A 23,928-nucleotide genomic window follows, 5' to 3' on the forward strand; every position below is an offset into this window, starting at 1 on the left:
CAAGGAGTATTTGCATTGAATGATGCAAATGCCCACAACGCAGGAGGAACAATGTCATGAACGAAAACATACAAAACATACAAGTTGGATTCAAATGCCCGGATTGCCAGCAGGATGTCCGAGCGGAATTTATAGATGAACAGGTCCGCACGGTTCGTTGTAAAGGTTGTGACAGAGCGTATACACTTTTGAAGCCAACCATTGGTGATGAAATTCTACTGGATTGGGAGCAGGAGGCTTTGTATCACAAGCTGAGGGCAGAACGATCTGAACTGGATAATCACAATATGTCGGCCTTGATTATCAAAGTTATCGAGCTGCTTACATGGCGTGATCGAGGAGATGGACAGACCCGTGCCATACAGACCGTGAGGGAATGGCTTGCTTCCAGTGGGAAACCCCAGACCTTACTTGAATTGTTTTATCAATCTCCGCCACAACCTGAAAATAAACGTTTCGATCGCTAATGATTTACATACATTGGCCGTTCCTGTGGCATATTACCTGAAGGTATTCGTGTGTGCAAACGACTAACCGAATTTTTCAGGAACAGGAGCGGATAGAATGAAGCGAATGGTTCTATATATACTGTTGGGACTGTTATCCATCAGTATGGTACCGGCACAGACTGAAGCATCACCGGTTACCGGAGCGTATCACTTTGGCTTCAAAAAAAGTCAAAATGGTCAACTGCCCTCCATTGATCAGGAAGGCTTTAAATCGATCTTACAACATAACGATGCCATTTTCCTGGGGGATACAAAGCAGAAGGAATTGTATCTCACGTTTGATAACGGGTATGAGAATGGATTCACACCTGCCATACTGGATGTTTTGCGTACCAAGAAGGTGCCAGCTGCTTTCTTTGTGACAGGTCATTATCTGAAAGATCAGCCTGAGTTGGTCAAACGTATGGCGGCTGAAGGTCATATTGTCGGTAATCATTCATGGAGTCATCCGGATATGACCCGCATCTCCAATGAAAAACTTAGAGAGGAACTTGAGAAGGTTAAGTCGGAGGTTAATCGGCTGACGGGTCAACAAGCGACCTTTCTACGTCCACCACGAGGGATCTTTAACAATCGCACGCTTGCGGAGAGTCATGCTCAAGGGTATGTGAACGTGTTCTGGTCTGTTGCTTATAAAGATTGGGATACTAATGTGCAGCGTGGTGCACAATATGCTCATCAAGAGGTACTGAAGCAACTTCATCAGGGGGCTGTCATTTTGCTTCATTCGGTATCCAAAGACAACACGGAAGCACTGGCTTCCATTATTGATGAGGCACGTAAGCAAGGTTATGCATTTAAAAGTCTGGATGATTTACGGACCAAAACTTATTGATCCATTATCATAATGAGCAATGGACCAAATGCAGGTCATACAAAAGTTTAGCAAAATATTAAAGGGCATCCTGAGCGATTAAGCTCGGAATGCCCTTTTTGGTTGTATCGGTACGCCCGTCCAAGTATTGGATGTAACCACATACAGATCCAGAAGAAAGGTTTGGGTAATACGATCCGATATTACGTGTAATACTATAAAACAGTGTTATAGATGATTCCAATCGTTTTTGGGCCGCAGTGGCTGCATATTACACATCCAGCAGTGGTTAGTTCCACTCGGGCACCCGTTTGTTCCTGCAAAGACTTCTGCAAGTCAAGCGCATCCTCTTCAGCCATGGTATGCACAACAATCAGCAGGTCTGGATCGATCTGATCCTTCTGGCTGAGTGTATTATTCAGCATTTGTTCCAGAGCTTTCTCCCGTTTACCGCGCACTTTATAGGCAGGTGCCATCTTGCCATCCGTTACCCGGATGACAGGACGAATCTTCAACAGGCTTCCAATCAGGTTTTGCATGCCCGAACAGCGTCCGCCTTTATGCAGATACTCCAATGTATCGATGACAAACTCCGTGCGTACATTTGATTTCATCGCCTCAATCAGGTGTGTAATCTGAGTCAGGTTTTGTCCTTTATCAGCAGCATGTACAGCTTTCATCACCATCAGCGCAATTCCTGATGAGAGATTCTGTGAGTCAATGACCGAGATTCGACCTTCCGGGAACTCGGAACTCGCTAGTCGTGCATTTTGATAGGTAGAGGAAAGTTCAGAAGATAAGCTGATATATAGAATCTCATCCCCTTGATCTATGTAAGGTTGAAATGCCGTTATGAAATCAGCGGGGGAAGGTGCAGCTGTTTTGGGAAGACGCCCATCTTGGCTGACACGTTCATATAGCTGTTCAGGCTTAATCTCAGCACCGTCTTTCAGTGATTCTTCACCGAACACGACATATAAGGGGATGATACCGATATCGTGCTGCTGGATCCATTCTGGAGCCAGATCACTTGTGCTATCCGCAAAAATTTTGATTCGTGACATGTCAATCTCCTTTGAAAACAATGATTTTGGCAAAAAATATAGATTGTACTTATGTGTAAACCCATTCATTTTAATTATAAGGAAACATGACGTTGATGCAAAGCGTTACATCAGCGTCATGCCTACCAAAATAAGCCCAACGAATAACAGAATCATGATTCCATTTAATATGGTTCCGATAATGGAAAAAACTTTCTTTCGATTCTTGAGGACAAGACCAATAATTCCGACGATGCCTCCGGCCAGATTGAGTATCAGGCAGACCAGAATGGCTAATGAAGCCAGAACCACTGCTGGATGCAAGGCTATCTCTTCTGTCTGCAACGGGGTTAGAACTCCGATGGACTCGTTTACAGCCATGGTGGCAATAAAGAATATCAGAATATAACCCAAGATTGCAACCAATCCAATGACAAAGCTGGCGATTCCAGGTCCGGAATGTTTCAGTGGTGCCATTGGTTGTCTCTCATGATCTGGCGGGTATGCTTCATACCCATTGTTATTGTATGGATCTGCATGGCCAGGGTTCTGATCCGTGTTGTTATAACCTGAATTATAAGAATCGCGATTATCCATAATGTTGACTTGCCTCCCTTAATCATCGTACTGAGTGTTATTAACCTAATCGATGAGTAATGATTCTCCTTTTAGAAATTGTTCAAAAAGTCCGCTTTTGATTACGAAAGATGCCTAACGGCATCATCATCATCGAATATGGGATTCACCCGAAATGTCCGTTGCTCACGTAGTTTTCCCTACGCTCCGCTACTCCATTTCTAGCTTCATCCCATCTTCTCGGTACTGAAAACCAATCTTTTTGAACTTGCACTTAAAATACAACGATGACATACCTGTTTACTTTTCCATAAATATCGATAAAAATCAAGGATTTACGCCAGTTTTCTATGATATATTACGATATTCAGGGTAGGGATAGGAATAGTAAGTATAAACATACATATGATCTATGAAGCTCCATCCCGACTGGTAAAGAAGGAGTGGATTCGCTACAATAATAGGAGTGAAGAGTAGTTGAATTAAGGGAGAGAACTTACATGCAACGAAGATGGATGATGCTTGGAGCTGTAATGACCATGCTAGCGGTGGCGATCGGCGCGTTTGGTGCTCACATGCTCAAGGATACGATTGGGCCGGCGGCCATTGCTACATATGAGACGGGTGTGCAATATCACATGATTCATGCATTGGCTTTGCTCATTATTGGTTTGACGGCTGGTCAACTTGGAGCATCGACGAAACTGAAGTGGGCAGCGCGTCTGTTGTTTATCGGAATTATCGTGTTCTCGGGCAGCCTGTATGTGCTTAGTATTTCTGGCATCAAGATTCTGGGTGCCATCACACCAATTGGTGGGGTAGCCTTCATTGCCGGATGGTTGTTATTGGCATTAGATGTATGGCAACGAGGTAAGGATCGCTCCTGATCGGTCCAAACCAATCTTGGAGGGTTCAATCCTGCATGAACTATAGAACTAAAAAAGCAACTTGCGTTAGAATGTCCCGTCATTCTAACGCAAGTTGCTTTTTGTTTTAATCCGATGAAGTTAGTTACAGAAACTCATCGATTTCATTGGTTCGGAACGTATACACCTGTTTTTCATCGACATGGTAGATGCTCACAATACTGGTATCTCGATCAAAATTCAGAATACGGCAAGGAATGCTCTGATGTTTACCGTTTTTGTTATTGACAACAATACGGGTGAGTTTATTCTCTTTAATGAGCGTGTCAATCCACGCGTCAAACGAGTTTCCATCGGAAACATTGGATGTTTGGGTGGCAGGCTTTTTCTCGCTAACCGGTTTTTCTTGCTGATCCTGTGTTTTGACTGGAGCAGGTGAGGCAGGTGTCTGAGGTGCAGTGGACGCCTTCTGTGCTGCGTTGGCTTGTGATTTTTTGCGTTCGTTGTGAAGTGTAACGAAAGAGTCCTTCTTGGACTGGAGTGTTGCTTCAATAATTTTGCCTAGCTCTATGCCGGATTGAATCCGAAAGTCCGCAATTTGTTCTTCATTGTTTATGAACTCCAACAGGGACTGCAGTGCCAATGCATTTGAGCGGCTCTTAATAAGTATATCGACATTAAATAAAAAGCCGATGTCCTCTTGATTGGATAAGGTTTCTTTCATTCATCCCAGCCCCGTTAAAAAGTATGTCAGCTCAAAAAAACGCTTCAATTCACTATATCATTAAAAAGGAAATTATCATAGTGCTAGAGGCGCAGAAATATGCCGAAACAATTGGGTGAATATCACAAATAAACCTTATTATTCACGTCTTTTCGAAGATGTCCACAAGACAATCCAGATGAGGAAAACAACATTCGTGAACTGTGGAAGAGGAGGTTGAACGAGAAATTTGTTGAAAGATGCAGTCCATTATTGTTGGAGAGCACGTATTGGCATGTGCGGAGCAACTTATCGTACCTCATTTTGGAGTAGAGTGGCAAAGTGCTGGTACATGTAAATAATGAACCCGTATGAGACAATATTCATTAGTTTTCAAAAGTGTTTAAAGGGAGTTGAGAACGCAAAAAGAAATCAATTGTGACTGTATCTTATGACGAACCCCGTAAAGGCTGTGCTTTTGCTTAGCATCCCTTTAATATGTTGATCTCCAATAGGCTCATGCCCACTCTAATTGTTTGTACTCTGACGTTTAACAACCGTCTTCTCGTTATTATGTTACAATATGCTCATCACACATTAAGGAATGAAGACCATGCATCAAGAGGACAGTGTATTTGAACAGATTATGAAGCAGAAAAGATTGAAGCCTATCAAGCCTGCAACTGCAAAAGTGCAAGTAAAACCAATACATAAAAAGAAACTAGTTCAGGAGCAATTAAGTGAATTGGATGTCCAGTTCAAAAAGTCGGTAGCTGAATCAATAGATCGAAGTGTACTTCATAGACGTGTACTGGGAATTAGAAGAGAGTTAACGGAGATAAGGAAATTAAAGAATGATGAGCATATGTTTTAAGGTAGGCCGAATTTGATTCACCTTGGGTGAGGGGTGCTTTTATTAGTGTTTATTCCCTGCGTTCTAATACCTTCTATCGAATCCCATAGACCCGCTCCTTTTGGCATGGTATAATAATTCCATAATTTAGGAGAAGAGGTCTACATATGAAGAAGTTGGTTTTATCGTTTTTAGTTTTATTATTGTTTGTCGTTTCAACTACATATGAACCAGCAACAGCAGCTACTAAGTATGATTTTAAGAACGTAAATTGGGGTATGACAGTTAATCAGGTTAAAAAGAAAGAAAAATCTAAATTGCTAGATCAATCAAAAATAAAGGATATTTCGTTATTGGAGTACAAAACAACGGGATTCAGAGTCAACGCAAAACTAGTATACATATTCTACAAAAACAAATTAGTACGTGCAGTATACGAGATTTATCCTAATGATTTTAAGAAAACGACTATGGACAGAGTTTATAAATACTTCAGTATAAAACGTGACCTCTTTGACGAATATGATGCTTCAATTAACTTCCAAGATGGTTTAACTCCAAATGGAAAGCGAGTTCATTATGACGATGACATAGAAAAAAATCTACTCTCGGGTGCGGTTGCTTTGGAATGTAATTGGGTAATTGACAAGAAAAAAACCAGTATTAGTTTGATGTTGGCTAGGGTTACTGATGCTGTAAGGCTTAGAGTGATATACACTGATTATAGTTTGAAGTATGACCTTGATGAACTTATAGACGCTCAAAAATATTAACGATTATTATGAGAGCTGCCTCATTTCTGAGGTGGCTTTTTATATTTCATTGAAAGCTCAGTTCTACTATCTAAGTCTGCGAAAAGACTTACCAACAATATATTTGAACTGTAAGTACCTACATTTTCTCAAACACGGCAGGTGTCCACACGACAATACAGAATGAGGCATACAATTATCGTGACCTGTGGAAGAGGAGGTGGATCGGGAAATTATGGTGACGATGGAGCCCATTGTAGTTGGAGAGCATGTATTGGTAGGGGTAGAAGTCAAGCTGCCCAAAACAACGTTGTTGACCATTAACACATCCAAAGGATATATCATGTGCGGAGCACTCGACGTGGGGTTACTTAATGAGAAGCTCGGGGATCGTAAGATTATTGCGGCTCGGGCGGTTGGTGTGCGTACACTGGAGCAATTGTTGCATGCACCTATGGAGTCGGTAACAACAGAAGCCGAGGCGATGGGCATTACGGTTGGCATGACGGGTGTAGAGGCTTTGTTGAAAATGATCTAAGCACTAACAAAAGGGCTCCCCATATGGGAAGCCCTTCTTTAGCGTCTTAGCGTTCTAATACAGAGCCGGGCACATCAGTAGCCACTAGCTCTATACACGAACTTTTTCTTGAATACTCTTATTAAATTAAGCTTCTTCCTTCGCGAACAAGGCAGCCAGGTTTTCTTGGAAAGGTGCGCGAACAACACCTTTTTCCGTGATGATAGCTGTTACATATTCGTTAGGCGTTACGTCAAATGCTGGATTGTATACTTTAACACCTTGAGGTGCTGTGCGTTTGCCAAATCCTTCGGTCACTTCCTCCGCAGCTCGTTCCTCAATCGGAATAAGATCTCCGGATGGAGTAGACAAGTCGATAGTCGACAATGGGCTCGCTACATAGAACGGAATATTGTGTGCTTTGGCAAGCACGGCTACGCTGTAAGTCCCGATTTTGTTAGCTACATCACCATTCGCAGCAACACGATCCGTTCCGACGATAACGGCTTGAATCCAGCCTTTGGACATCACCATGCCTGCCATGTTATCACAGAGCAGCGTAACGTCAATGCCGGCTTGCTGTAGCTCAAAAGCAGTCAGGCGTGCACCCTGAAGTACAGGACGAGTTTCGTCTGCAAATACTTTCAGGTGAATGCCACGTTCCTGTGCGAGATACATTGGAGCAGTTGCCGTACCGTATTTTGCCGTAGCCAGTCCGCCTGCGTTGCAGTGAGTGAGTACACCCATACCATCTTCGAATAAAGGCAGTGCATTCTCGCCGATCATGCGGCATACTTCTTCGTCTTCCTTCTGAATCAACAGAGCTTCTACTTCAAGAGCATCATTGCCCTCATCCAGGCTCAGGCCGGATTCAACGACCTCATTTGCTTTTTGCATCATGCGATCCAGTGCCCAGAACAGGTTCACCGCTGTTGGACGGGAAGTAGCCAGATGAGTACATATGGATTTTACGTGGTCTAACCAACCTTGAACGGTTGTTCCGTCATATGATTTGGCACCCAATACAACACCAAATGCAGCAGCAATACCAATCGCCGGAGCACCGCGTACTTTCATGGAGTGAATGGATTCCCATACTTCCTCGGGTGTGTACAATTTCAGCATGAGGATGGTCTCGGGCAGCAGACGCTGGTCAAGCATTTCAAGCTTGTCCTTTTTCCAGATTAGAGAGGACAGAGGCTGATATTCAGGGGTTGTCATGGGTGGTTCCTCCGTTCCTTATGTTAAGCCTTAGTAGTAGTAACAGCTGTGGATACAATATCCAGTACTTCGCCGATGGTATTCAAGCGACGATTGTTCTTGATCAATGCTTTACCAATGGACAACGCTTTACGCTGAGCATGTTCACGTTCAGTCGCATTTGGAATAGTATCTATATCCGCCACGTGAGCGAGTCCCACGATACGACGAACCATTTTGGCACCTGCGAAGCCAATGGAATCTCTGAACAATTGTTGCACATACAGATCCTGATACCCTGGCGTTTTTGCCATCGGATCAACGAGGTCATTAACCCAGAGGGCACGGAAACGAGATTCGAATTCAGTCCATACATCACGAACCATATTCAGCAAAAGCGTCTCACGCTCACGCAAAGCAGTCTCATCCTGAATCCATCCTGGCAGGGATGCGTAATTCAAGAGCAGGTTCGCAAGGACTGCACCAACATCGAATCCCATGGGGCCGTAATATGCAAATTCGGGATCGATGACCTTGGTTGATTCAGGTGTAACAAAAATGCTGCCTGTATGCAGATCTCCATGAAGCAGTGCCTGTCCATGTGTCAGGAATTTTTCCCGTAGCAAGGCCACTTCAAGGTGAAGCTCTTCATCCGTGCGAAGGGCTTCAGCCTCGTCTTCAATGGAAGCATCATAATTATTTTTCTCGGCGATCCGGTAGGGTTCATCAAAGATCAGATCCTCCGTTATTTTGCATTGATCCGGATTAATGAATCTGCCCTGTTGTTCCTTCTTCAATTGCTGATCCATGCCCAAGTCGGATGTGAAGAACAGCGTTCTTGCCATGAATTCCCCGATATGCTGTGCAAAAAGAGGATAGGAAACACCTTCGATTAGGCCTTTGCGCATGATCACATGATCACTCAGATCTTCCATTACCGTTAACGCAAGGTCATCATCGTAATGATACACTTCGGGTACCATCCCTGGACACAGACGATACTCTTCCTGAAGAATCTCACGTTCAATGCGGGCACGTACCAGAGAGAGCGGCCATGATTCTCCAACCACTTTCGCATAAGGAAGCGCCTGTTTGATAATGATACTTTTATCGGAGTTCTGATCCGTGATGTGGAAAACCAAATTCAGATTGCCGTCGCCGATCTCGTGACAATCCAGATTTGCATCTGCCGCAAATGGACCCGGTAATGTTCTGGCTAGTTCAATTGCATCCTGGGGGGTAAACGGGCGATATTGGGACAAAGGTGCCACCTCCATATATATGAAGAAACAGGAAAACCCACTTCTTTGCTTGGTATATGTCAGTATATCGGAAATAACGCGTTTTTTGAACTTTTTTTTGAGACAAGCCAAGTCGATCCTGATTCGAACTTCCTGTTCCAGGGTAAAAACAAATAGGCCGGACGGTTGAGAGAAACACCGTTAGCAAGCCTCTCCGCTACATGCGGTGACACATTATTAACTCTCTGTTATGCATTGCGGGACAACCTGCTTATCATGGCATGACAGACTAATTTTAAATAAAGGATGGGATTAATATGGCTACAAAAAACAAAACAGATCAAGCAAAATCGGTGGAACAAGTACTTAATCGTCAGGTAGCTAACCTGAACGTATTGTATGTCAAAATTCATAACTATCACTGGTACGTTAAAGGACCTAACTTCTTCACGTTGCATGTGAAATTCGAAGAGTTCTACAACGAAGTTACAGTGCAAATGGATGAAATCGCAGAGCGTATCCTCACGCTGAAAGGTAGCCCAGCAGCTACAATGAAAGAGTATCTGGAGCTTTCCTCTATCCAGGAAGCAGCAGGTGGCGAAGACGCGAAAACAATGGTGCAAAACCTGATCGAGGACTTCGCTACACTTTCGAATGAATATCAGGAAGGTATCGAAGTTGCAGATGCAGCTGAAGATCAACCAACATCCGATATGCTGACAGGCTTCAAGGCTGACCTTGAGAAACACATGTGGATGCTTCGCTCTTTCCTGGGTTAATACAGCCCAAATTTAATCTAAAACTAGCATGTTTCTTACGTAAGCCTTCTGCTCCCCGATTTGTTGTCAGAAATGCCCTGAGCGTCTATACTGCTGACAAGAACGATTGGGAGGGAACCGCTTATGTTAGAACCAACGATGCCGGCTTTAAAAGAATGGGCTTCTGCAATCAAAGCACTGGAAACGGGTCGCCAAATAATGGTGATGCGCAAAGGTGGCATTGTAGAGGAAACCCGACATTTTGAGCTGAAAAGTCCAGCGTTTTATCTGTATCCGACTTATGAACATCAGCGTAAAGAACTGATTAAGTCCTCGGATCAATCCTATGTTGAAGAATCACTGGCCGAATGGGTGCCCGAAGCTTCGACAATCCGTATTACTGCATATGCCGAAGTAACGCAGGATCTGGAGATACGAGATCAGGAGATGCTGGATCGACTTCTTGACTTTCATATGTGGACAGCGGATTTTGCCGAAGACCGTTTGAAATGGAAACGCAAAGATCCGCTCCATGTATTGATTTTACGTGTGTACCTTTTGAAAGAACCGATGGAAATCCCCATACTGCCTGAATATAACGGTTGTCGTTCATGGATTTCTATTCCGAATGGTCCGGTGCCGCGCGAAATGACGCCGGTGGTGGACGTTGCGGATTTTGACGAACAGGTACAGAAGATTAACGAGATGCTCAAATTGTAAATGGTAACGTTATTTAACGGAGGGACTTGTCCATAATATGGATGAGTCCTTTTTTTAGATTAGTGTATAGCAGATGACATAAAAGCTTGAATTGCTGTGATTTTTCTCACTGTGCATTTGTGCGTAAGATGTTTTCTGATTTGATTCAATTTGTCTTTTACTATAGAATCAGAAAGAATAAGGTTTCATGCAAGAGACAAAGGTTCTTAGGAAATGACTTGATTATCATTGAGAATCAGTTTAGAATTATTCTAAAGTGTTCTTGCTTTGAAGATTCGAGTACAGGAGAAATTCAGGGGAAGCCCTGTTCAGATATAATAGGCGCTTTTTCGTTTTCGACAGCAAACATCAATTTAATCAATGGAGGGAAACAATACACATGGCTACGAATTTCGTCATTGAAGGTCTGAAAGCGACGATCGAAGGTAAGGAAATCCTGAAAGGCATCAACCTGGAAATGAAAGGTGGAGAAATCCACGCAATCATGGGTCCGAACGGAACAGGTAAATCAACTCTGGCTTCTGCATTGATGGGCCATCCGAAATATGAAGTAACTGACGGTACAATTACACTTGATGGTGAAGATGTATTGGATATGGCAGTAGATGAGCGTGCACGTGCAGGTCTATTCCTGGCTATGCAATACCCAAGTGAAATTGCAGGTGTTACAAACTCCGACTTCTTGCGTAGTGCAATTAACGCACGTCGTGGCGAAGGTAACGAGATCTCCCTGATCAAGTTCATTCGTCAAATGGAAGGTAAAATGAAAGAACTCGACATGAACCCTGAGTTCGCTCACCGTTACCTGAATGAAGGTTTCTCCGGTGGTGAGAAAAAACGTAACGAGATTCTGCAAATGATGCTGCTTGATCCGAAAATCGTAGTACTTGATGAAATTGACTCCGGTCTGGACATCGATGCTCTGAAAATCGTAGCAAACGGTGTAAATGCAATGAAGAGCGAAGATCGTGGTTTCTTGATCATCACTCACTATCAACGCCTGCTTAACTACATTACTCCTGACTACGTACACGTTATGATGCAAGGTCGTATCGTGAAATCCGGCGGACCTGAACTGGCACACCGTCTGGAAGCTGAAGGATATGACTGGGTTAAGGAAGAGCTGGGAATTACAGACGAAACTGTAGGTCAAGAAGCGTAAAGACAAAACGGAGGAGGATTAATTAATGACTACACAAACAATTCTTCCGGTTGAATCTGAAGCGCTTCGCGCCTTGTCGGAAAGCAACAATGAACCCGGCTGGTTGACCGAACAGCGGCTTGAAGCTTTAAAGCTTGCGAGCGGGCTTGCGCTTCCTAAACTGGAAAAACAAAAAATCGAACGCTGGAATGTCAGCGAGTACGGAACATATAAAACAAGTGAAGCCATTTCTTCTTTGACAGAAGTACCTGCTTCTATCAAAGATCTGGTTCAGGATCAAGCTGAAGGCAGTCTGGTTATCCAGCGCAATTCCGGTACGGTATACTCCAAGGTGTCTGCTGATCTGGCAGCAAAAGGAGTTATCTTCACGGATCTGGCTACAGCGGTTCGCGAACATGGCGATCTGGTAAAACAATATCTGAACACAGCAGTTAAAGCGGATGAGCATTCCCTCGCTGCATTACATGCGGCACTTTGGAATGGCGGGGTCTTCCTGTATGTTCCGAAAAATGTCGAAATCGAAGTACCACTGCAAGCAGTGTTGCTTACGGACGACGCATCTGCAACGTTTGCACCTCACGTGCTTGTAGTTGCAGAAGCAAACAGCTCAGTAACTTATGTGGATAACTATGTATCTGGCGAATTGTCCGCACCTGTTTTCCATAATGGTGTTGTGGAAGTATTCGCAAAATCAGGTGCTAAAGTACGTTTCGCATCGGTTCATCAACTGAGTGTGAATGTAACTGATGTTTCATTCCGTCGTGCAGTGTTGGAGAATGATGCTTCCATCGAGTGGATTGTAGGCGAAATGAACAATGGCGACACAGCGAGCAACACGATGACCGTGCTGAAAGGCAATGGATCAAGTTCTGATTCCAAAGTCATCGCTGTAGGTTCCGGTTCACAGAAAATCAACTACACCACAGAAGCTCGTCACTTCGGCAAGAATACACCAAGTCAGATGATTACACGTGCAGTTATGCGTGAAGAAGCTTCTGCAATCATCAACGGGATCACGAAGATTGAGAAAGGCGCTACCAAAGCCGATGGACAGCAGACAGAGAAAGTGTTGATGCTGAGCCCTAAAGCACGTGGAGACGCCAACCCAATCCTTCTGATTGATGAGGATGATGTAACAGCAGGTCACGCGGCTTCTGTTGGTCAAGTCAATGCCGAGCAGATTCATTACTTGATGTCGCGCGGAATTAACCGTACGGATGCCGAACGCCTGATCATCTATGGCTTCCTGGCTCCGGTGGTGGCGGATATTCCTTTGGAAGCACTGCGCACCCAATTGCAGTCCCTGATTGAGAAGAAGCTGGGACAATGAACCCGTCCATTCGCGAGCAGTTCCCGATCCTCCACCAGGAAATTAACGGACACCCGCTCGTATATTTAGATAGTGCTGCGACTTCACAGAAGCCTCGTGCTGTGATCGAAGCAGTCAAACATTATTATGAGTATGAGAACTCCAACGTACATCGCGGTGTTCATACTCTTGGAAGCCGTGCAACGGACGCTTACGAAGGCGCACGTGAGAAGGTAGCCAAGTTTATCAATGCCCGCCGTACACAGGAGATTATCTTTACCCGCGGGACAACGACAGCCCTGAATCTGGTGGCTTCATCTTATGCCCGCGCCAATTGCAAAGAAGGCGATGAAATTGTTATCACGCAAATGGAGCACCATAGTAATCTGATTCCTTGGCAGCAGGTTGCCAAGGAGACAGGTGCAACATTGAAATACATCCCGCTTCAGCCTGATGGTCACATTGAATTGGCTGATGTTGAGAAGACGATTACGAACAATACTAAAATTGTAGCGATCGCTTATGTATCCAATGTTATGGGGCTGATCCATCCTGTGAAACAAATTGCTGAAATTGCACACCGCAATGGTGCTGTCATCGTTGTTGATGGCGCACAAAGTACACCTCACATGAAGGTGGACGTTCAAGATCTGGATTGTGATTTCTATGCATTATCCGGTCATAAAATGTGCGGACCAACCGGAATCGGTGCACTCTACGGCAAAAAGGCGCTGCTGGAGTCCATGGAACCCATTGAGTTCGGCGGTGAAATGATTGATGATGTGGGTCTGTACGAATCCAACTGGAAAGAGCTTCCCTGGAAGTTCGAGGGTGGAACCCCGATTATCGCAGGTGCGGTAGGGTTGGGAGCTGCCATTGATTTTCTGGAGCAGATTGGTATGGATGAGATCGCACATCATGAGAGTGTGCTGGCAGCTTATGCAACTGAACGACTGGCCGAGATCGATGGGTTAACCATCTATGGCCCAGCGAAGCGGCATGTGGGTGTCGTTACCTTTAATCTGGGGGATGTTCATCCGCATGATGTGGCAACCGTTCTGGATGCGAGTGGCGTAGCCATTCGTGCCGGACACCATTGCTGTCAACCGCTAATGCGCTGGCTTGAAGTTAGCTCAACAGCTCGTGCCAGCTTCTATCTATACAATAACGAACAAGATGTAGATCGGCTTGTCAGCGCCTTAATCCAGACAAAGGAGTATTTTGGCGATGCAACTTGATGATCTGTACAGACGTGTTATAATGGACCACTACAAAAATCCGCGTAACCGCGGAACATTTGATAATGACGCTGTCACGGTGAATTTAAACAATCCAACGTGCGGCGACCGGATTTCACTGCAAATTTTGCTGAAAGACGGAATCGTTCAGGAAGCCAAATATACGGGTGAAGGCTGCTCCATCAGCATGTCCTCTGCATCAATGATGACGGAGGCTGTCAAAGGCAAAACGATGGAACAGGCACTCGATATCGCTAACCGTTTTTCCTCACTGATGAAAGGTGAAGAAGTCGATTTCGACGATTATGAAGATCTCGAAGCCCTATCCGGTGTGAACAAGTTCCCTGCACGCATCAAATGTGCCACTCTGGCCTGGAATGCATTACGCAAAGGGATTGACGAAGAGAACAAAGTACAATAACGATAGGGAGGTAGAGCAAGATGGCTAAAAAAGCACCAGAAATGGAAGAGTACAAATATGGTTTTCGCGACGAGCACAAATCCATATTTCAAACCGGTAAAGGTCTGACTGCAGAAGTGGTTACCGAGATTTCCAAGATTAAGAATGAACCGGATTGGATGTTGGAATTCCGTTTGAAATCCTTGAAACAATTCGAAAAGATGCCAATGCCGAAATGGGGCGGAGATCTCGACGGATTGGATTTCAATGAAATTCAGTACTACGTTCGTGCTTCTGAAAAACAAGGTAAAACATGGGAGGAAGTTCCTTCCGAAATCAAGGAAACCTTTGATAAATTGGGTATTCCTGAAGCAGAGCAAAAGTTCCTTGCAGGTGTATCGGCTCAGTATGAATCCGAGGTTGTATACCACAACATGCAAAAGGAATTGGAAGACCAAGGTGTAATCTTCATGGATACGGACACGGCTCTCAGAGAGCATCCGGAAATCTTGCGTGAATATTTTGCAACAGTTATTCCACCAGCAGATAACAAATTTGCTGCTTTGAATAGTGCGGTATGGTCCGGAGGAAGCTTCATCTACGTGCCTAAGGGCGTTAAATGTGAAGTGCCTCTGCAAGCCTACTTCCGAATTAACTCCGAGAATATGGGACAATTCGAGCGTACACTCATCATTGCCGACGAAGACAGCTTCGTTCACTATGTAGAGGGATGTACAGCTCCAATCTACAGCACGAACTCACTGCACAGTGCGGTTGTTGAGATCATCTGTAAGAAAAATGCCCGTGTTCGTTACACAACGATTCAAAACTGGGCACCAAACATCTACAACCTCGTTACAAAACGTGCGGTTGCAGAAGAAAATGCAACAATGGAATGGGTCGATGGTAACATCGGTTCCAAACTGACAATGAAATATCCAGCGGTTGTACTGAAAGGCCGTGGAGCTAAAGGTTCCGTACTTTCCATCGCTGTTGCTGGTAAAAACCAGCACCAAGATGCAGGTGCGAAAATGATCCACTTGGCTCCGGATACAACATCTACGATCGTATCCAAGTCCATCAGTAAACATGGTGGTAAAGTAACGTACCGTGGTTTGGCTTCCTTTGGACGTCAAGCTGAGGGCGCGAAATCCAACATCAAGTGTGATACACTCATTCTCGATAATGAGTCCACATCGGATACAATTCCTTACAATGAAATCATGAATGATAACATCATGCTGGAGCATGAAGCTACAGTGTCTAAAGTGTCTGAGGATCAACTCTTCTACCTGATGAGCCGTGGTCTGACTGATGCAGAAGCAACACAGATGATCATCATGGGCTTCATTGAGCCATTCACGAAGGAATTGCCAATGGAATACGCCGTTGAGATGAATAGATTGATCAAGTTCGAAATGGAAGGCTCTATTGGTTAATCCAATGCAGCGCCATTCGAAGCCGTGAAGCTGAAGCTAGTTGCTGATGTTAAGCGGTAGATATAATTTCATGTGATCGAATACCCTCTAGAGCAGACTCTTTAAAAAGTCTTTCTAGGGGGTATTTTTATTCAAAAAATCTCGTGATAACAGCGTTCAGAAGGTTGTTCTGTCATTGGAGTGGCAAGTGAAAATGTTCTTTAGTTCAATTTGTATATTTACAAATGAATAGACCAGCGTTATTCTTCCATTAACGAATAAACATATATTTGAATAGATTCTAATATGAGGAGGTATATAATGCGAATAAGTATGGTTAAAAAAGGAGCAGCATTGGTATTGTCTGCTGTTGTTGCCTTTACGAGCTGGCCTTTATTTTTATCAACGGCGAGTGCAGCAGAAGGTGGAACGATATCGGGTTCATTCAAGGTACTTAGTTACAATGTAGGTGGTCTTCCGGATCTGGTATCCAGTTCCAACCCCAAGGAGTACACCGTTCAGATTTCCCCCAAATTAAATGACTATGACATTATTAATGTACAAGAGGATTTTAATTATCATAATGAGTTGATATCTCAAGTCACTCTGCCGTATCTGACGACGACAAGCGGAATTGCGGGTTTTGGTAGCGGGTTGAACAGTCTGTCCAAATATCCATTCCGTGACTTGAAGCGTATTACCTGGGATAAGCGATCCGGTCTTTTTGACAATGGAAGTGATGAATTGACTCCAAAAGGATTTACAGCAGCTACATATGAGATCACACCTCAGGTGAAAGTGGACGTGTACAACTTGCATGCGGACGCAGGGAGCGATGATAAATCGCTTGAGGCCAGACGAGATAATATCAGACAACTCTCCAATTACATCAAGGAGCACTCGGACGGGAACGCGGTTATCGTATTTGGGGATACCAATACACGGTACACCCGTGCCGCTGACAATATAGAGTTGCTCATGTCTGAGAATGGATTAAGAGATCCGTGGATCGATTTGATTCGTGGTGGAAGTATTCCCGCTGATGGGGATGCTCTTATGGATGCAACCAATATACATGGCCCGAACTATGAAATTGTCGACAAAATTTTGTATCGCGGAAGTAAAGCGTTGTCCCTTAATGCACAGAGTTATCGTTTGGAAAATCAAACGTTTGTTGATCCGAGTGGGAAGCAACTCTCCGATCATTATCCGATTACAGCGGAATTCGTGTTCAACACATCTTCTCAGTACCAACTAAGTTCAACAATCGGAGGATCCGGGGGGACCGGGTTTAATGATCTAAATCATATTCCGGAGTCCAGACCTAGCTCAGTGGTGCTTAACTCAGGCAATCGTGTAGACGGCATTTCAACGTTGTACAGGGATGGAACGAATCTGAAACATGGTGGTCAATCAAACATTGCCACACTTAACTTGGCAGACGGAGAGTATTTAACTCAGGCAACCATTAGTCAGGGGACACGAAATGGAGACAAACGGATCTTTTACGTGGAGTTGTTGACCAATCTTGGAAATAAGATTGAAGGCGGACAAAAGACATCGGATCAAATTAAACTTGAAGCACCAGCAGGGTGGTATATAGCCGGATTTTATGGAAGAGCAGGACAGGAATTGGATCAGCTAGGGGTCATATACAGACCTCTGAATTAGGAGTGTATAGTGGTTGGAATGAAAACTTAGTATATGTAACTGATAGAGTAATCATAGTAGCATAGCGCCGCTTGGAATATACGTGGGAGAAACCATAAGGTTTCCCTAATGATATTCTGAGCGGTATTTTTGTGGAATAAAATAAGACCAATAGCACAAGCCATTTCATAGATTTAAGCATTTAATGATAGAAAAGGATGTGAGTGTATGAGCGTAAACCCTTTCGAGGGCTATCGGATTACAAGTTCATTCGGCTATCGAATTCATCCCATTCATGGTGGACAGACATTTCACCGCGGAATTGATCTCGTGACAGAGCCCTGGAATGGCCCCGTCTACGCCTTTATGGAAGGTAGGGTACGTTTTGCTTCCGAAGGAGTTACAGGCTCCGGATTCGGCGGTTACGGGCTTACCGTTGCTCTTCAAGATCATCGTGGCTACTTGCATTGTTATGCTCACCTTTCGCGAATTGCCGTAACCGTTGGGCAGCGGGTGAAGCGAGGCCAGCTTATCGGTAATCAGGGAAGCACGGGTCAGAGTACTGGCCCGCATGTACATTATGAGATTCGTAAAACAAGTGCACCATCTTACGGGTATACACCCAGCGATGATGGTGTGACGGAACCGGGTGCATATCTACAGGCCGAATACGGAACTGCATCTCAGGAAGAGGAGGCTCCGCCGATGACCACTGAGCAGAAGAAAATATTTGAAGCCATGCAGAAAACGCTGGAGATTCAAGGGGGATGGATTCAGCAACAGGAGCAACTTTCCAATATGGATTGTCCCGCATGGGCGCAGCAAGCATTTGATTATTATCGACCGTTTATTATGAATGACAAAGGCAGTTATGAATTCTGGAGATTACTTGTTATCATGTACCGCAAGGAAAAGGGCATCCAGGTTCATTCGGATTCCGACATATAGATCCCTGCAAAGAACAGGAATAGCAAAAGGATAATCCACTCAGGTAGATGCAGACAGACAACCATTTATCGAATGTTGCCTGTTCGCCCGGTTCATTCCACCGGAAACGTCATATGTTAGGGTATACCTGATGAAGAGGAGGCAATCACATGAGCGAAGTAGGATATGGCTGTGGTGGCAACGTAGGCGGAGTAGGCGGCGTTGGCGGATACAATATGTTCACAAACACTGGTGCAATCTTGGTACTGTTCATTCTGTTGGTTATCATCACAAAAGCATTCTGCGTGTAATCCAACATGATCGAATCGGAATAGACAAAAGGGAAGCCGATTACGGCTTCCCTTTGTCATATGCCAACCTCAGAGTTGGTTATTCAAGCTACTTCCTGTTTGTTGCTTCGTATGCATACTGTGTGCTGTGTAAAATGAACAGATAGGCTTGTTACATAATTACTGTACATAAATTTCAACGATAGCAATATCTCTTTCCTTCGCTAAATCGATAAAGGCCGTAGAGGTCTGAACGAGTGGTCGGAAATAATCCGCAGGATTATTCATGACAATGAGCCCCGTCTGACCCGTGGTGAGCAGAACCCTTTTACCGATAAAATTAGGCAGCATGTGCTTGATCAGTTCCTGAGTTGCTTCAGCATTTAACTGACCGAAGCTGAGGCTGTACAGTTCACACAGAACAGAGATCAGTTCCTGTTTGGTCTGGTACACCCGATTCGTCGTCATGGCGCTGTAAACGTCCGCTACAGCAGTTATACGGGCATATGGGTGGATCTCGTCTCCTCGCAGTCCATGAGGATAACCACTTCCATCCTCGCGCTCATGATGCTGAAGTGCAACCATTGCCAGAATTTCATCCTGCGTGGATTCTTTAATGATATCGTACCCATAGAATGTGTGTTTCTTCATTTCGTCAAATTCTTCCGTGGTCAATTTACCAGGTTTATGTAACATTTCAGAAGGAATCTTGGACTTGCCGATATCATGAAGATATCCTGCTTTGGCTACCGTTAGACATTCATCGGGGTTGTAACCCATCCAGCCGGCGATATAAAAAGCGAGCATTCCGACTTGCAAGGAATGGTTGTACGTATAATCGCTATCCCCGTCCAGCATAAGCAACAAGGAGACAACATCTTTTTGTTTTTCCAACTGTTCTGTTAGGGTGAACAAAATCTCATCGACCTGTGTCTCATCAATAAAACCCTTCTCCATCGCTTGTTGAAATAGAGATTCAGTACCTTTGATCGTATCGTTAAACAAGTTAGTTAACAGACGGGTTTGATCGGAAGGTAAGGTTTGTGCATCAGAGTGTAGGTCGGATGTTGTGTGTTCTACATCTGCGTACTCGATTCCATGTTGCAACAGTTTGGATAGGTCATCTTCACTGAGGGTGGAACCTTTCATCAGCATGTGGAGACCCGAACTGTTGTATACATCATTTTTTAACAGGTCACCCGGTTTAAGATCAGTAACATGCACTCTCACGTATAAACCACCTTTTCTCGACTAATATCGACACATATGATTATAATAACAAGAAAAAAATGGGTTGACAACGACTTATTTACTATTAACCCACTCTGTCTAAAAGGTGTAAAGGCTCATTATTTAGTTCTTCATGGGGTTCCATGGTCCTAATTGATGTCCTTTCCATTCAGATCCATCTTCCCAAATTTCCTTTTTCCAGATCGGAACGGTCTGTTTGAGTCTCTCTATGGCGTAACGGCTTGCATCATAACAGTCGTTGCGATGAGGCGAGGAAACGGCAATGACTACACTAATCTCTGCCACATCCACTTTGCCGATTCGGTGACTGATTGCACATAACACACCAGGCCAGCGATCGGAGATTTCCACACCAATGGCCGCCATCTGAGAAAGAGCCATCGGCACATAGGCCTCGTATTCAAGATGCACGGTGCGCTGTTCACCGGTCATTTCACGAGTCGTACCTACAAAAGTAAGAGCTGCCCCGTGATTCGGGGTAATCACTAGCGCCGTTGTTGCTTCCACGGACAAGGTGGACTCTGTAATCAGAAATAAGCCATCTTCAGTCCGATGCTCTAGGGTGGTAGAGGGATGCTTCTCATCGGAAATATCCGTACCATCACCTCCAGAGACGGGAGGAATCAACGCAAGTTCATCTTCTGAGCTAAGTATAGTATCGGCAGGAGCGTACTGCTGGTTAACTGCCAAAAAGGATGACTTTATCTGAGAAGCTGCTTCGGGGTAGGCCAGACTCAGTTTTTCTTTTAAATCGGCAGCGGTTGGAATGTCTCCAATGTACTCAAACTCCAGAAGGGATGTATTTAAACGTTCTGCAATGCCTGCAAATAGTTGAATTGTCAATTTCATAGATATGACTCACCTCTTTTTGATCTCTAAACCCTTTAAATATATCATAACGACGCGGAAAATGTTATGCTTATCCATTAGAAGAATGAACGTTTATTGAAGAGCAGGGGAGGCGGTGTGATGAGCACCAGGGAGAAGCAAACATTAACGATTCTGCACACCAATGACATCCATAGCCACTTCGTCTCCATGAGCACCATCGCCGCTATGATCAATGAGGAACGTGACCAAGGTGGCAACATCCTTGTATTGGATATCGGCGATCATATGGACCGGATGGCCGTTGAAACAGAGGGAACACTGGGTACGGCTAATGTTGATGTTATTAACCTGACGGGCTACGATGCCATTACAATCGGTAACAATGAAGGACTAACCTTTACGCCAGATCAGCTCTCACAGTCCTACGCTGGACTTCTGTGTCCTGTGGTATGCGGCAATGTTGTGGAGCAAGATACTGGCCTTGCGCCAGTGTGGATGAAACCTTCTCTGATTGTGGAGAAAGGTCCATTTCGCGTTGGCCTGCTGGGGGCAACGGCCCCTTTTACCACGTTTTACGAACTGCTCGGGTGGGATGTTCTGGACCCTGTGGAGTCACTAAGAGTTCAAGTGGAAGCATTACGTGATGAAGTGGATGTGGTAGTTATTCTTTCACATCTGGGGCTTTCGACAGATCGGAGACTGGCGGAGCAGATTACTGGGATTGATGTTATTCTCGGTGGACATACCCATCATGTTCTCGAAGAACCATTAGTCATTGGTCAGACCGTGCTGGGCGCAGCTGGCAAATTTGGCCAATGGCTTGGGAAAGTGGTTCTGGAACGAACAAGTGTGGGAGAACCTCTTCAACTGGTAAGTAGCGGTTGTATGGCTGCCAAGAGTATAATGCTGGATGATCAGGTCGCGCTGGCAATCGCTACGAATCGTACGGAAGCCGAAAGGACACTCAATCAGACGGCAGTGATAACCGATCGGGTGCTGCCCATCGCGTATGACCGGGAATCCCCGTTTGCAACATTGCTTGCACAAGCTGTTCGTCATTTCACGGGGGCACAGCTGTCTCTGGTGAATGCAGGTCAGCTTCTCGGAGAGCTTCCACAAGGTAATATTACAAAAGGAATGTTGCATTCCCTATGTCCATCTCCTATAAATGCTTGTACAATATGCTTGAGTGGAAGTCATATTCGTGAAGCACTTGAGCAGTCCTTGTTGGACGATTTTTCAGGTAAGCCCATTGTGGGATTTGGTTTTCGTGGTCATATTCTAGGCACGTTATGTATGGACGGAATGGAAGTTCAATACAATCCAGATGCGCCAGCCTATGAGAAGATCCAGACCATATCCATTAATGGGGAGCCTATGGACGAACAATGTGAGTATATCGTTGGAACACTGGACATGTTTACGTTCAATGTGGGGTATCCTCCTCTGGCTCATGGAACCCGTACGCTCTATCATCTTCCGGAATTCATACGCGATTTGCTGGAAACGGAAATAAAACTACCAGGGGCTCTGGACGACAGCCTGCGAGCCCGCTGGCATCAAAGCTAATTTAAAGTACTTGCCTTCTGCTGAAGCGGCGGCTAGTGGTAATTACATCTACGGAGCGGGAGAGGATAGGCTGTGCGTTTAGTACATATAAACTTATTGCAGCCTGGCATGAAGCTGGGGAAACGTATTTATAGTGAAGAAGGCCTTGTATTACTTAGTGAGGATGTAGAGCTAACCAGTCGATTGATTGGACGCCTTAAGGATCTCGGGGTCGGTTATGTGTATATTAAAGATGCTGCGACAGAGGACATCATCGTTCCTGAAATGTTGCAGGAAGAGACCAGGAGGAAGGCACTGGTCGAGATCAAACAGCAATTTCAAAGTATGTCAGGGATGAAAACCAAAAATCAGATTCCTCATTTCGGTAAAGCGCTTAGTGGTGTGATGAATGCCATTCTGGAAGACATCGGCAGTCAGAAGGAAGCCATGATTATGCTGATGGACATGAACTCCAGTGATTTTGACCTGTATAACCATTCTCTGAATGTATGTGTGTACACGCTGGTTCTTGGTGTCGCTTCGGGTTACACACGCCAGCAATTAATGGAGATTGGTCTGGGCGCTTTGTTACATGATATCGGCAAAACACAGATTGCACCAGAAATCTTGCATAAACCCTCCAGATTGAGTGACGAGGAATTCAAAATCATTCAGCAGCACACTACATATGGACACCGTATTCTCAAAGATGAACCAGGCATACCGCTTCTATCTGCGCATTGTGCACTGCAGCACCATGAACGAATTGATGGCAGTGGATATCCCTTTGGTTTGAAAGACAAGGAAATTCATGAATATGCCAAATGGATTGCGCTTGCTGATTCGTATGATGCCATGACAACGAATCGGGTGTACAAGCAAGCCTTGCTGCCCCATCAGGCAGTAGAGGTGTTGTATACAGGTTCAGGAACCCTCTATGAACAACGGATGCTGGAGAAGTTCAGGGATTGTGTCGCGATATACCCAGTAGGTATTTCAGTCAAGCTCAGTACGGGAGAAGTTGGGGTAGTTGCATCAATTCATTCACGTGTTCCTCAACGTCCGCTTATCCGTGTTCTAAAAGATGCGGACGGCCAGACTTTATCTTCGCCTTATGAAATTAACCTGCTGACTGCTCTGTCTGTGATGATCACAGGTGTAGAGGGTGTGGAGGATACACCTTCAGCGGCTCAAAGTGAACAGGTGGAAAGCTGAACTACTTGAAAGATGATTAGCGCTCATGTCGTAATATCCGGGCCGTTTCGTAATGCGGTCCAGAGTTGCCTGAGCGTTTTTTGTCATGTAATGGACAGGGTCTACGTATGCCGGAGCATTCAAAATTGTGCTATGAT

At 44.7% G+C, this 23,928-nt stretch carries 25 protein-coding genes; 18 read left to right on the forward strand and 7 right to left on the reverse strand.

The window, feature by feature from the left end:
• Nucleotides 1–56 precede the first annotated feature (56 nt).
• Nucleotides 57–467 (forward strand): hypothetical protein, encoded by a 411-nt coding sequence (locus MKY87_RS25080; RefSeq protein ID WP_338593084.1) that lies wholly within the window; start codon nt 57–59, stop codon nt 465–467.
• A gap of 97 nt (nt 468–564) precedes the next feature.
• Complete coding sequence (gene pdaA / locus MKY87_RS25085; RefSeq protein ID WP_340966670.1) at nt 565–1,344, forward strand: delta-lactam-biosynthetic de-N-acetylase; 780 nt, start codon at nt 565–567, stop codon at nt 1,342–1,344.
• A gap of 194 nt (nt 1,345–1,538) precedes the next feature.
• Here the strand turns inward: pdaA and MKY87_RS25090 are convergent, their stop codons facing one another.
• Together MKY87_RS25090 and MKY87_RS25095 are read right to left on the reverse strand one after the other, a co-directional pair.
• On the reverse strand, nt 1,539–2,387 hold the full coding sequence (locus MKY87_RS25090) for a DegV family protein (protein ID WP_339784901.1): 849 nt from the start codon (nt 2,385–2,387) through the stop codon (nt 1,539–1,541).
• 105 nt (nt 2,388–2,492) lie between these two features.
• Nucleotides 2,493–2,963, reverse strand: coding sequence for a hypothetical protein (locus MKY87_RS25095; RefSeq protein ID WP_340966673.1), 471 nt, complete (start codon nt 2,961–2,963; stop codon nt 2,493–2,495).
• Between the two features lie 479 nt (nt 2,964–3,442).
• On the opposite strand from MKY87_RS25095, the gene MKY87_RS25100 reads away from it, so the two are divergent.
• Nucleotides 3,443–3,829 (forward strand): DUF423 domain-containing protein, encoded by a 387-nt coding sequence (locus tag MKY87_RS25100; protein WP_340966674.1) that lies wholly within the window; start codon nt 3,443–3,445, stop codon nt 3,827–3,829.
• A 124-nt stretch (nt 3,830–3,953) separates the two neighbouring features.
• Here MKY87_RS25100 and MKY87_RS25105 read toward each other — a convergent pair whose 3' ends face one another.
• Nucleotides 3,954–4,532, reverse strand: a complete 579-nt coding sequence (locus tag MKY87_RS25105) for a hypothetical protein (protein ID WP_340966675.1) — start codon at nt 4,530–4,532, stop codon at nt 3,954–3,956.
• Nucleotides 4,533–5,124: 592 nt separating this feature from the next.
• On the opposite strand from MKY87_RS25105, the gene MKY87_RS25110 reads away from it, so the two are divergent.
• From MKY87_RS25110 to MKY87_RS25120, 3 genes are all read left to right on the forward strand, one after another.
• A complete protein-coding gene (locus MKY87_RS25110; protein WP_340966678.1) occupies nt 5,125–5,385 on the forward strand; it encodes a hypothetical protein in 261 nt (86 codons plus the stop codon).
• A gap of 146 nt (nt 5,386–5,531) precedes the next feature.
• Nucleotides 5,532–6,137 (forward strand): hypothetical protein, encoded by a 606-nt coding sequence (locus MKY87_RS25115; RefSeq protein WP_339784894.1) that lies wholly within the window; start codon nt 5,532–5,534, stop codon nt 6,135–6,137.
• A gap of 214 nt (nt 6,138–6,351) precedes the next feature.
• Nucleotides 6,352–6,654 carry a YunC family protein gene (locus MKY87_RS25120; protein ID WP_017689545.1) on the forward strand — a complete coding sequence of 101 codons (303 nt, stop codon included), beginning with the start codon at nt 6,352–6,354 and terminating at the stop codon, nt 6,652–6,654.
• Between the two features lie 126 nt (nt 6,655–6,780).
• Here the strand turns inward: MKY87_RS25120 and mtnA are convergent, their stop codons facing one another.
• Both mtnA and mtnK read right to left on the reverse strand, forming a co-directional pair.
• The gene (gene mtnA / locus MKY87_RS25125; protein WP_339784892.1) at nt 6,781–7,854 is read right to left on the reverse strand and encodes an S-methyl-5-thioribose-1-phosphate isomerase; all 1,074 of its coding nucleotides are present in this window, start codon (nt 7,852–7,854) and stop codon (nt 6,781–6,783) included.
• Nucleotides 7,855–7,877: 23 nt separating this feature from the next.
• The gene (gene mtnK / locus MKY87_RS25130) at nt 7,878–9,095 is read right to left on the reverse strand and encodes an S-methyl-5-thioribose kinase (RefSeq protein ID WP_339790716.1); all 1,218 of its coding nucleotides are present in this window, start codon (nt 9,093–9,095) and stop codon (nt 7,878–7,880) included.
• Nucleotides 9,096–9,391: 296 nt separating this feature from the next.
• Between mtnK and MKY87_RS25135 the strand changes: the two genes are divergently transcribed.
• From MKY87_RS25135 to MKY87_RS25180, 10 genes are all read left to right on the forward strand, one after another.
• Nucleotides 9,392–9,853 carry a Dps family protein gene (locus MKY87_RS25135; protein WP_017689542.1) on the forward strand — a complete coding sequence of 154 codons (462 nt, stop codon included), beginning with the start codon at nt 9,392–9,394 and terminating at the stop codon, nt 9,851–9,853.
• Nucleotides 9,854–9,976: 123 nt separating this feature from the next.
• Complete coding sequence (locus MKY87_RS25140) at nt 9,977–10,552, forward strand: DUF1802 family protein (RefSeq protein ID WP_339784890.1); 576 nt, start codon at nt 9,977–9,979, stop codon at nt 10,550–10,552.
• 379 nt (nt 10,553–10,931) lie between these two features.
• Nucleotides 10,932–11,714 (forward strand): Fe-S cluster assembly ATPase SufC, encoded by a 783-nt coding sequence (gene sufC, locus MKY87_RS25145; RefSeq protein ID WP_062833524.1) that lies wholly within the window; start codon nt 10,932–10,934, stop codon nt 11,712–11,714.
• 25 nt (nt 11,715–11,739) lie between these two features.
• Complete coding sequence (sufD, locus tag MKY87_RS25150; RefSeq protein WP_036609929.1) at nt 11,740–13,044, forward strand: Fe-S cluster assembly protein SufD; 1,305 nt, start codon at nt 11,740–11,742, stop codon at nt 13,042–13,044.
• Nucleotides 13,041–14,261 (forward strand): cysteine desulfurase, encoded by a 1,221-nt coding sequence (locus MKY87_RS25155; protein ID WP_076318350.1) that lies wholly within the window; start codon nt 13,041–13,043, stop codon nt 14,259–14,261. Before sufD ends, MKY87_RS25155 begins: the two co-directional genes overlap by 4 nt.
• Nucleotides 14,251–14,682, forward strand: a complete 432-nt coding sequence (gene sufU, locus MKY87_RS25160) for a Fe-S cluster assembly sulfur transfer protein SufU (protein ID WP_017689537.1) — start codon at nt 14,251–14,253, stop codon at nt 14,680–14,682. The genes MKY87_RS25155 and sufU overlap by 11 nt, the downstream gene beginning before the upstream one ends.
• Before the next feature lie 20 nt (nt 14,683–14,702).
• Nucleotides 14,703–16,100, forward strand: coding sequence for a Fe-S cluster assembly protein SufB (sufB, locus tag MKY87_RS25165; protein ID WP_076209130.1), 1,398 nt, complete (start codon nt 14,703–14,705; stop codon nt 16,098–16,100).
• Between the two features lie 300 nt (nt 16,101–16,400).
• Nucleotides 16,401–17,750: a jacalin-like lectin gene (locus MKY87_RS25170; protein WP_340966681.1), complete on the forward strand. Its 1,350-nt coding sequence runs from the start codon at nt 16,401–16,403 to the stop codon at nt 17,748–17,750.
• A gap of 207 nt (nt 17,751–17,957) precedes the next feature.
• Nucleotides 17,958–18,677, forward strand: coding sequence for a M23 family metallopeptidase (locus MKY87_RS25175; RefSeq protein ID WP_074094354.1), 720 nt, complete (start codon nt 17,958–17,960; stop codon nt 18,675–18,677).
• Between the two features lie 149 nt (nt 18,678–18,826).
• Nucleotides 18,827–18,967 carry a hypothetical protein gene (locus MKY87_RS25180; RefSeq protein ID WP_017689533.1) on the forward strand — a complete coding sequence of 47 codons (141 nt, stop codon included), beginning with the start codon at nt 18,827–18,829 and terminating at the stop codon, nt 18,965–18,967.
• A 159-nt stretch (nt 18,968–19,126) separates the two neighbouring features.
• Here the strand turns inward: MKY87_RS25180 and MKY87_RS25185 are convergent, their stop codons facing one another.
• Entirely contained in the window at nt 19,127–20,176 is a 1,050-nt protein-coding gene (locus MKY87_RS25185) for an HD-GYP domain-containing protein (protein ID WP_340966683.1), read from the reverse strand.
• 123 nt (nt 20,177–20,299) lie between these two features.
• On the reverse strand, nt 20,300–21,046 hold the full coding sequence (locus MKY87_RS25190; protein ID WP_340966685.1) for a molybdenum cofactor biosynthesis protein: 747 nt from the start codon (nt 21,044–21,046) through the stop codon (nt 20,300–20,302).
• A gap of 120 nt (nt 21,047–21,166) precedes the next feature.
• Here MKY87_RS25190 and MKY87_RS25195 point away from each other — a divergent pair, with 120 nt between their 5' ends.
• Together MKY87_RS25195 and MKY87_RS25200 are read left to right on the forward strand one after the other, a co-directional pair.
• Nucleotides 21,167–22,597 carry a bifunctional metallophosphatase/5'-nucleotidase gene (locus tag MKY87_RS25195; RefSeq protein WP_340966687.1) on the forward strand — a complete coding sequence of 477 codons (1,431 nt, stop codon included), beginning with the start codon at nt 21,167–21,169 and terminating at the stop codon, nt 22,595–22,597.
• Nucleotides 22,598–22,669: 72 nt separating this feature from the next.
• Nucleotides 22,670–23,791, forward strand: a complete 1,122-nt coding sequence (locus MKY87_RS25200; RefSeq protein WP_340966688.1) for an HD-GYP domain-containing protein — start codon at nt 22,670–22,672, stop codon at nt 23,789–23,791.
• Nucleotides 23,792–23,928 lie beyond the last annotated feature (137 nt).

Source organism: Paenibacillus sp. FSL R7-0198 (assembly GCF_038000415.1).
Taxonomy (GTDB): Bacteria; Bacillota; Bacilli; order Paenibacillales; family Paenibacillaceae; genus Paenibacillus.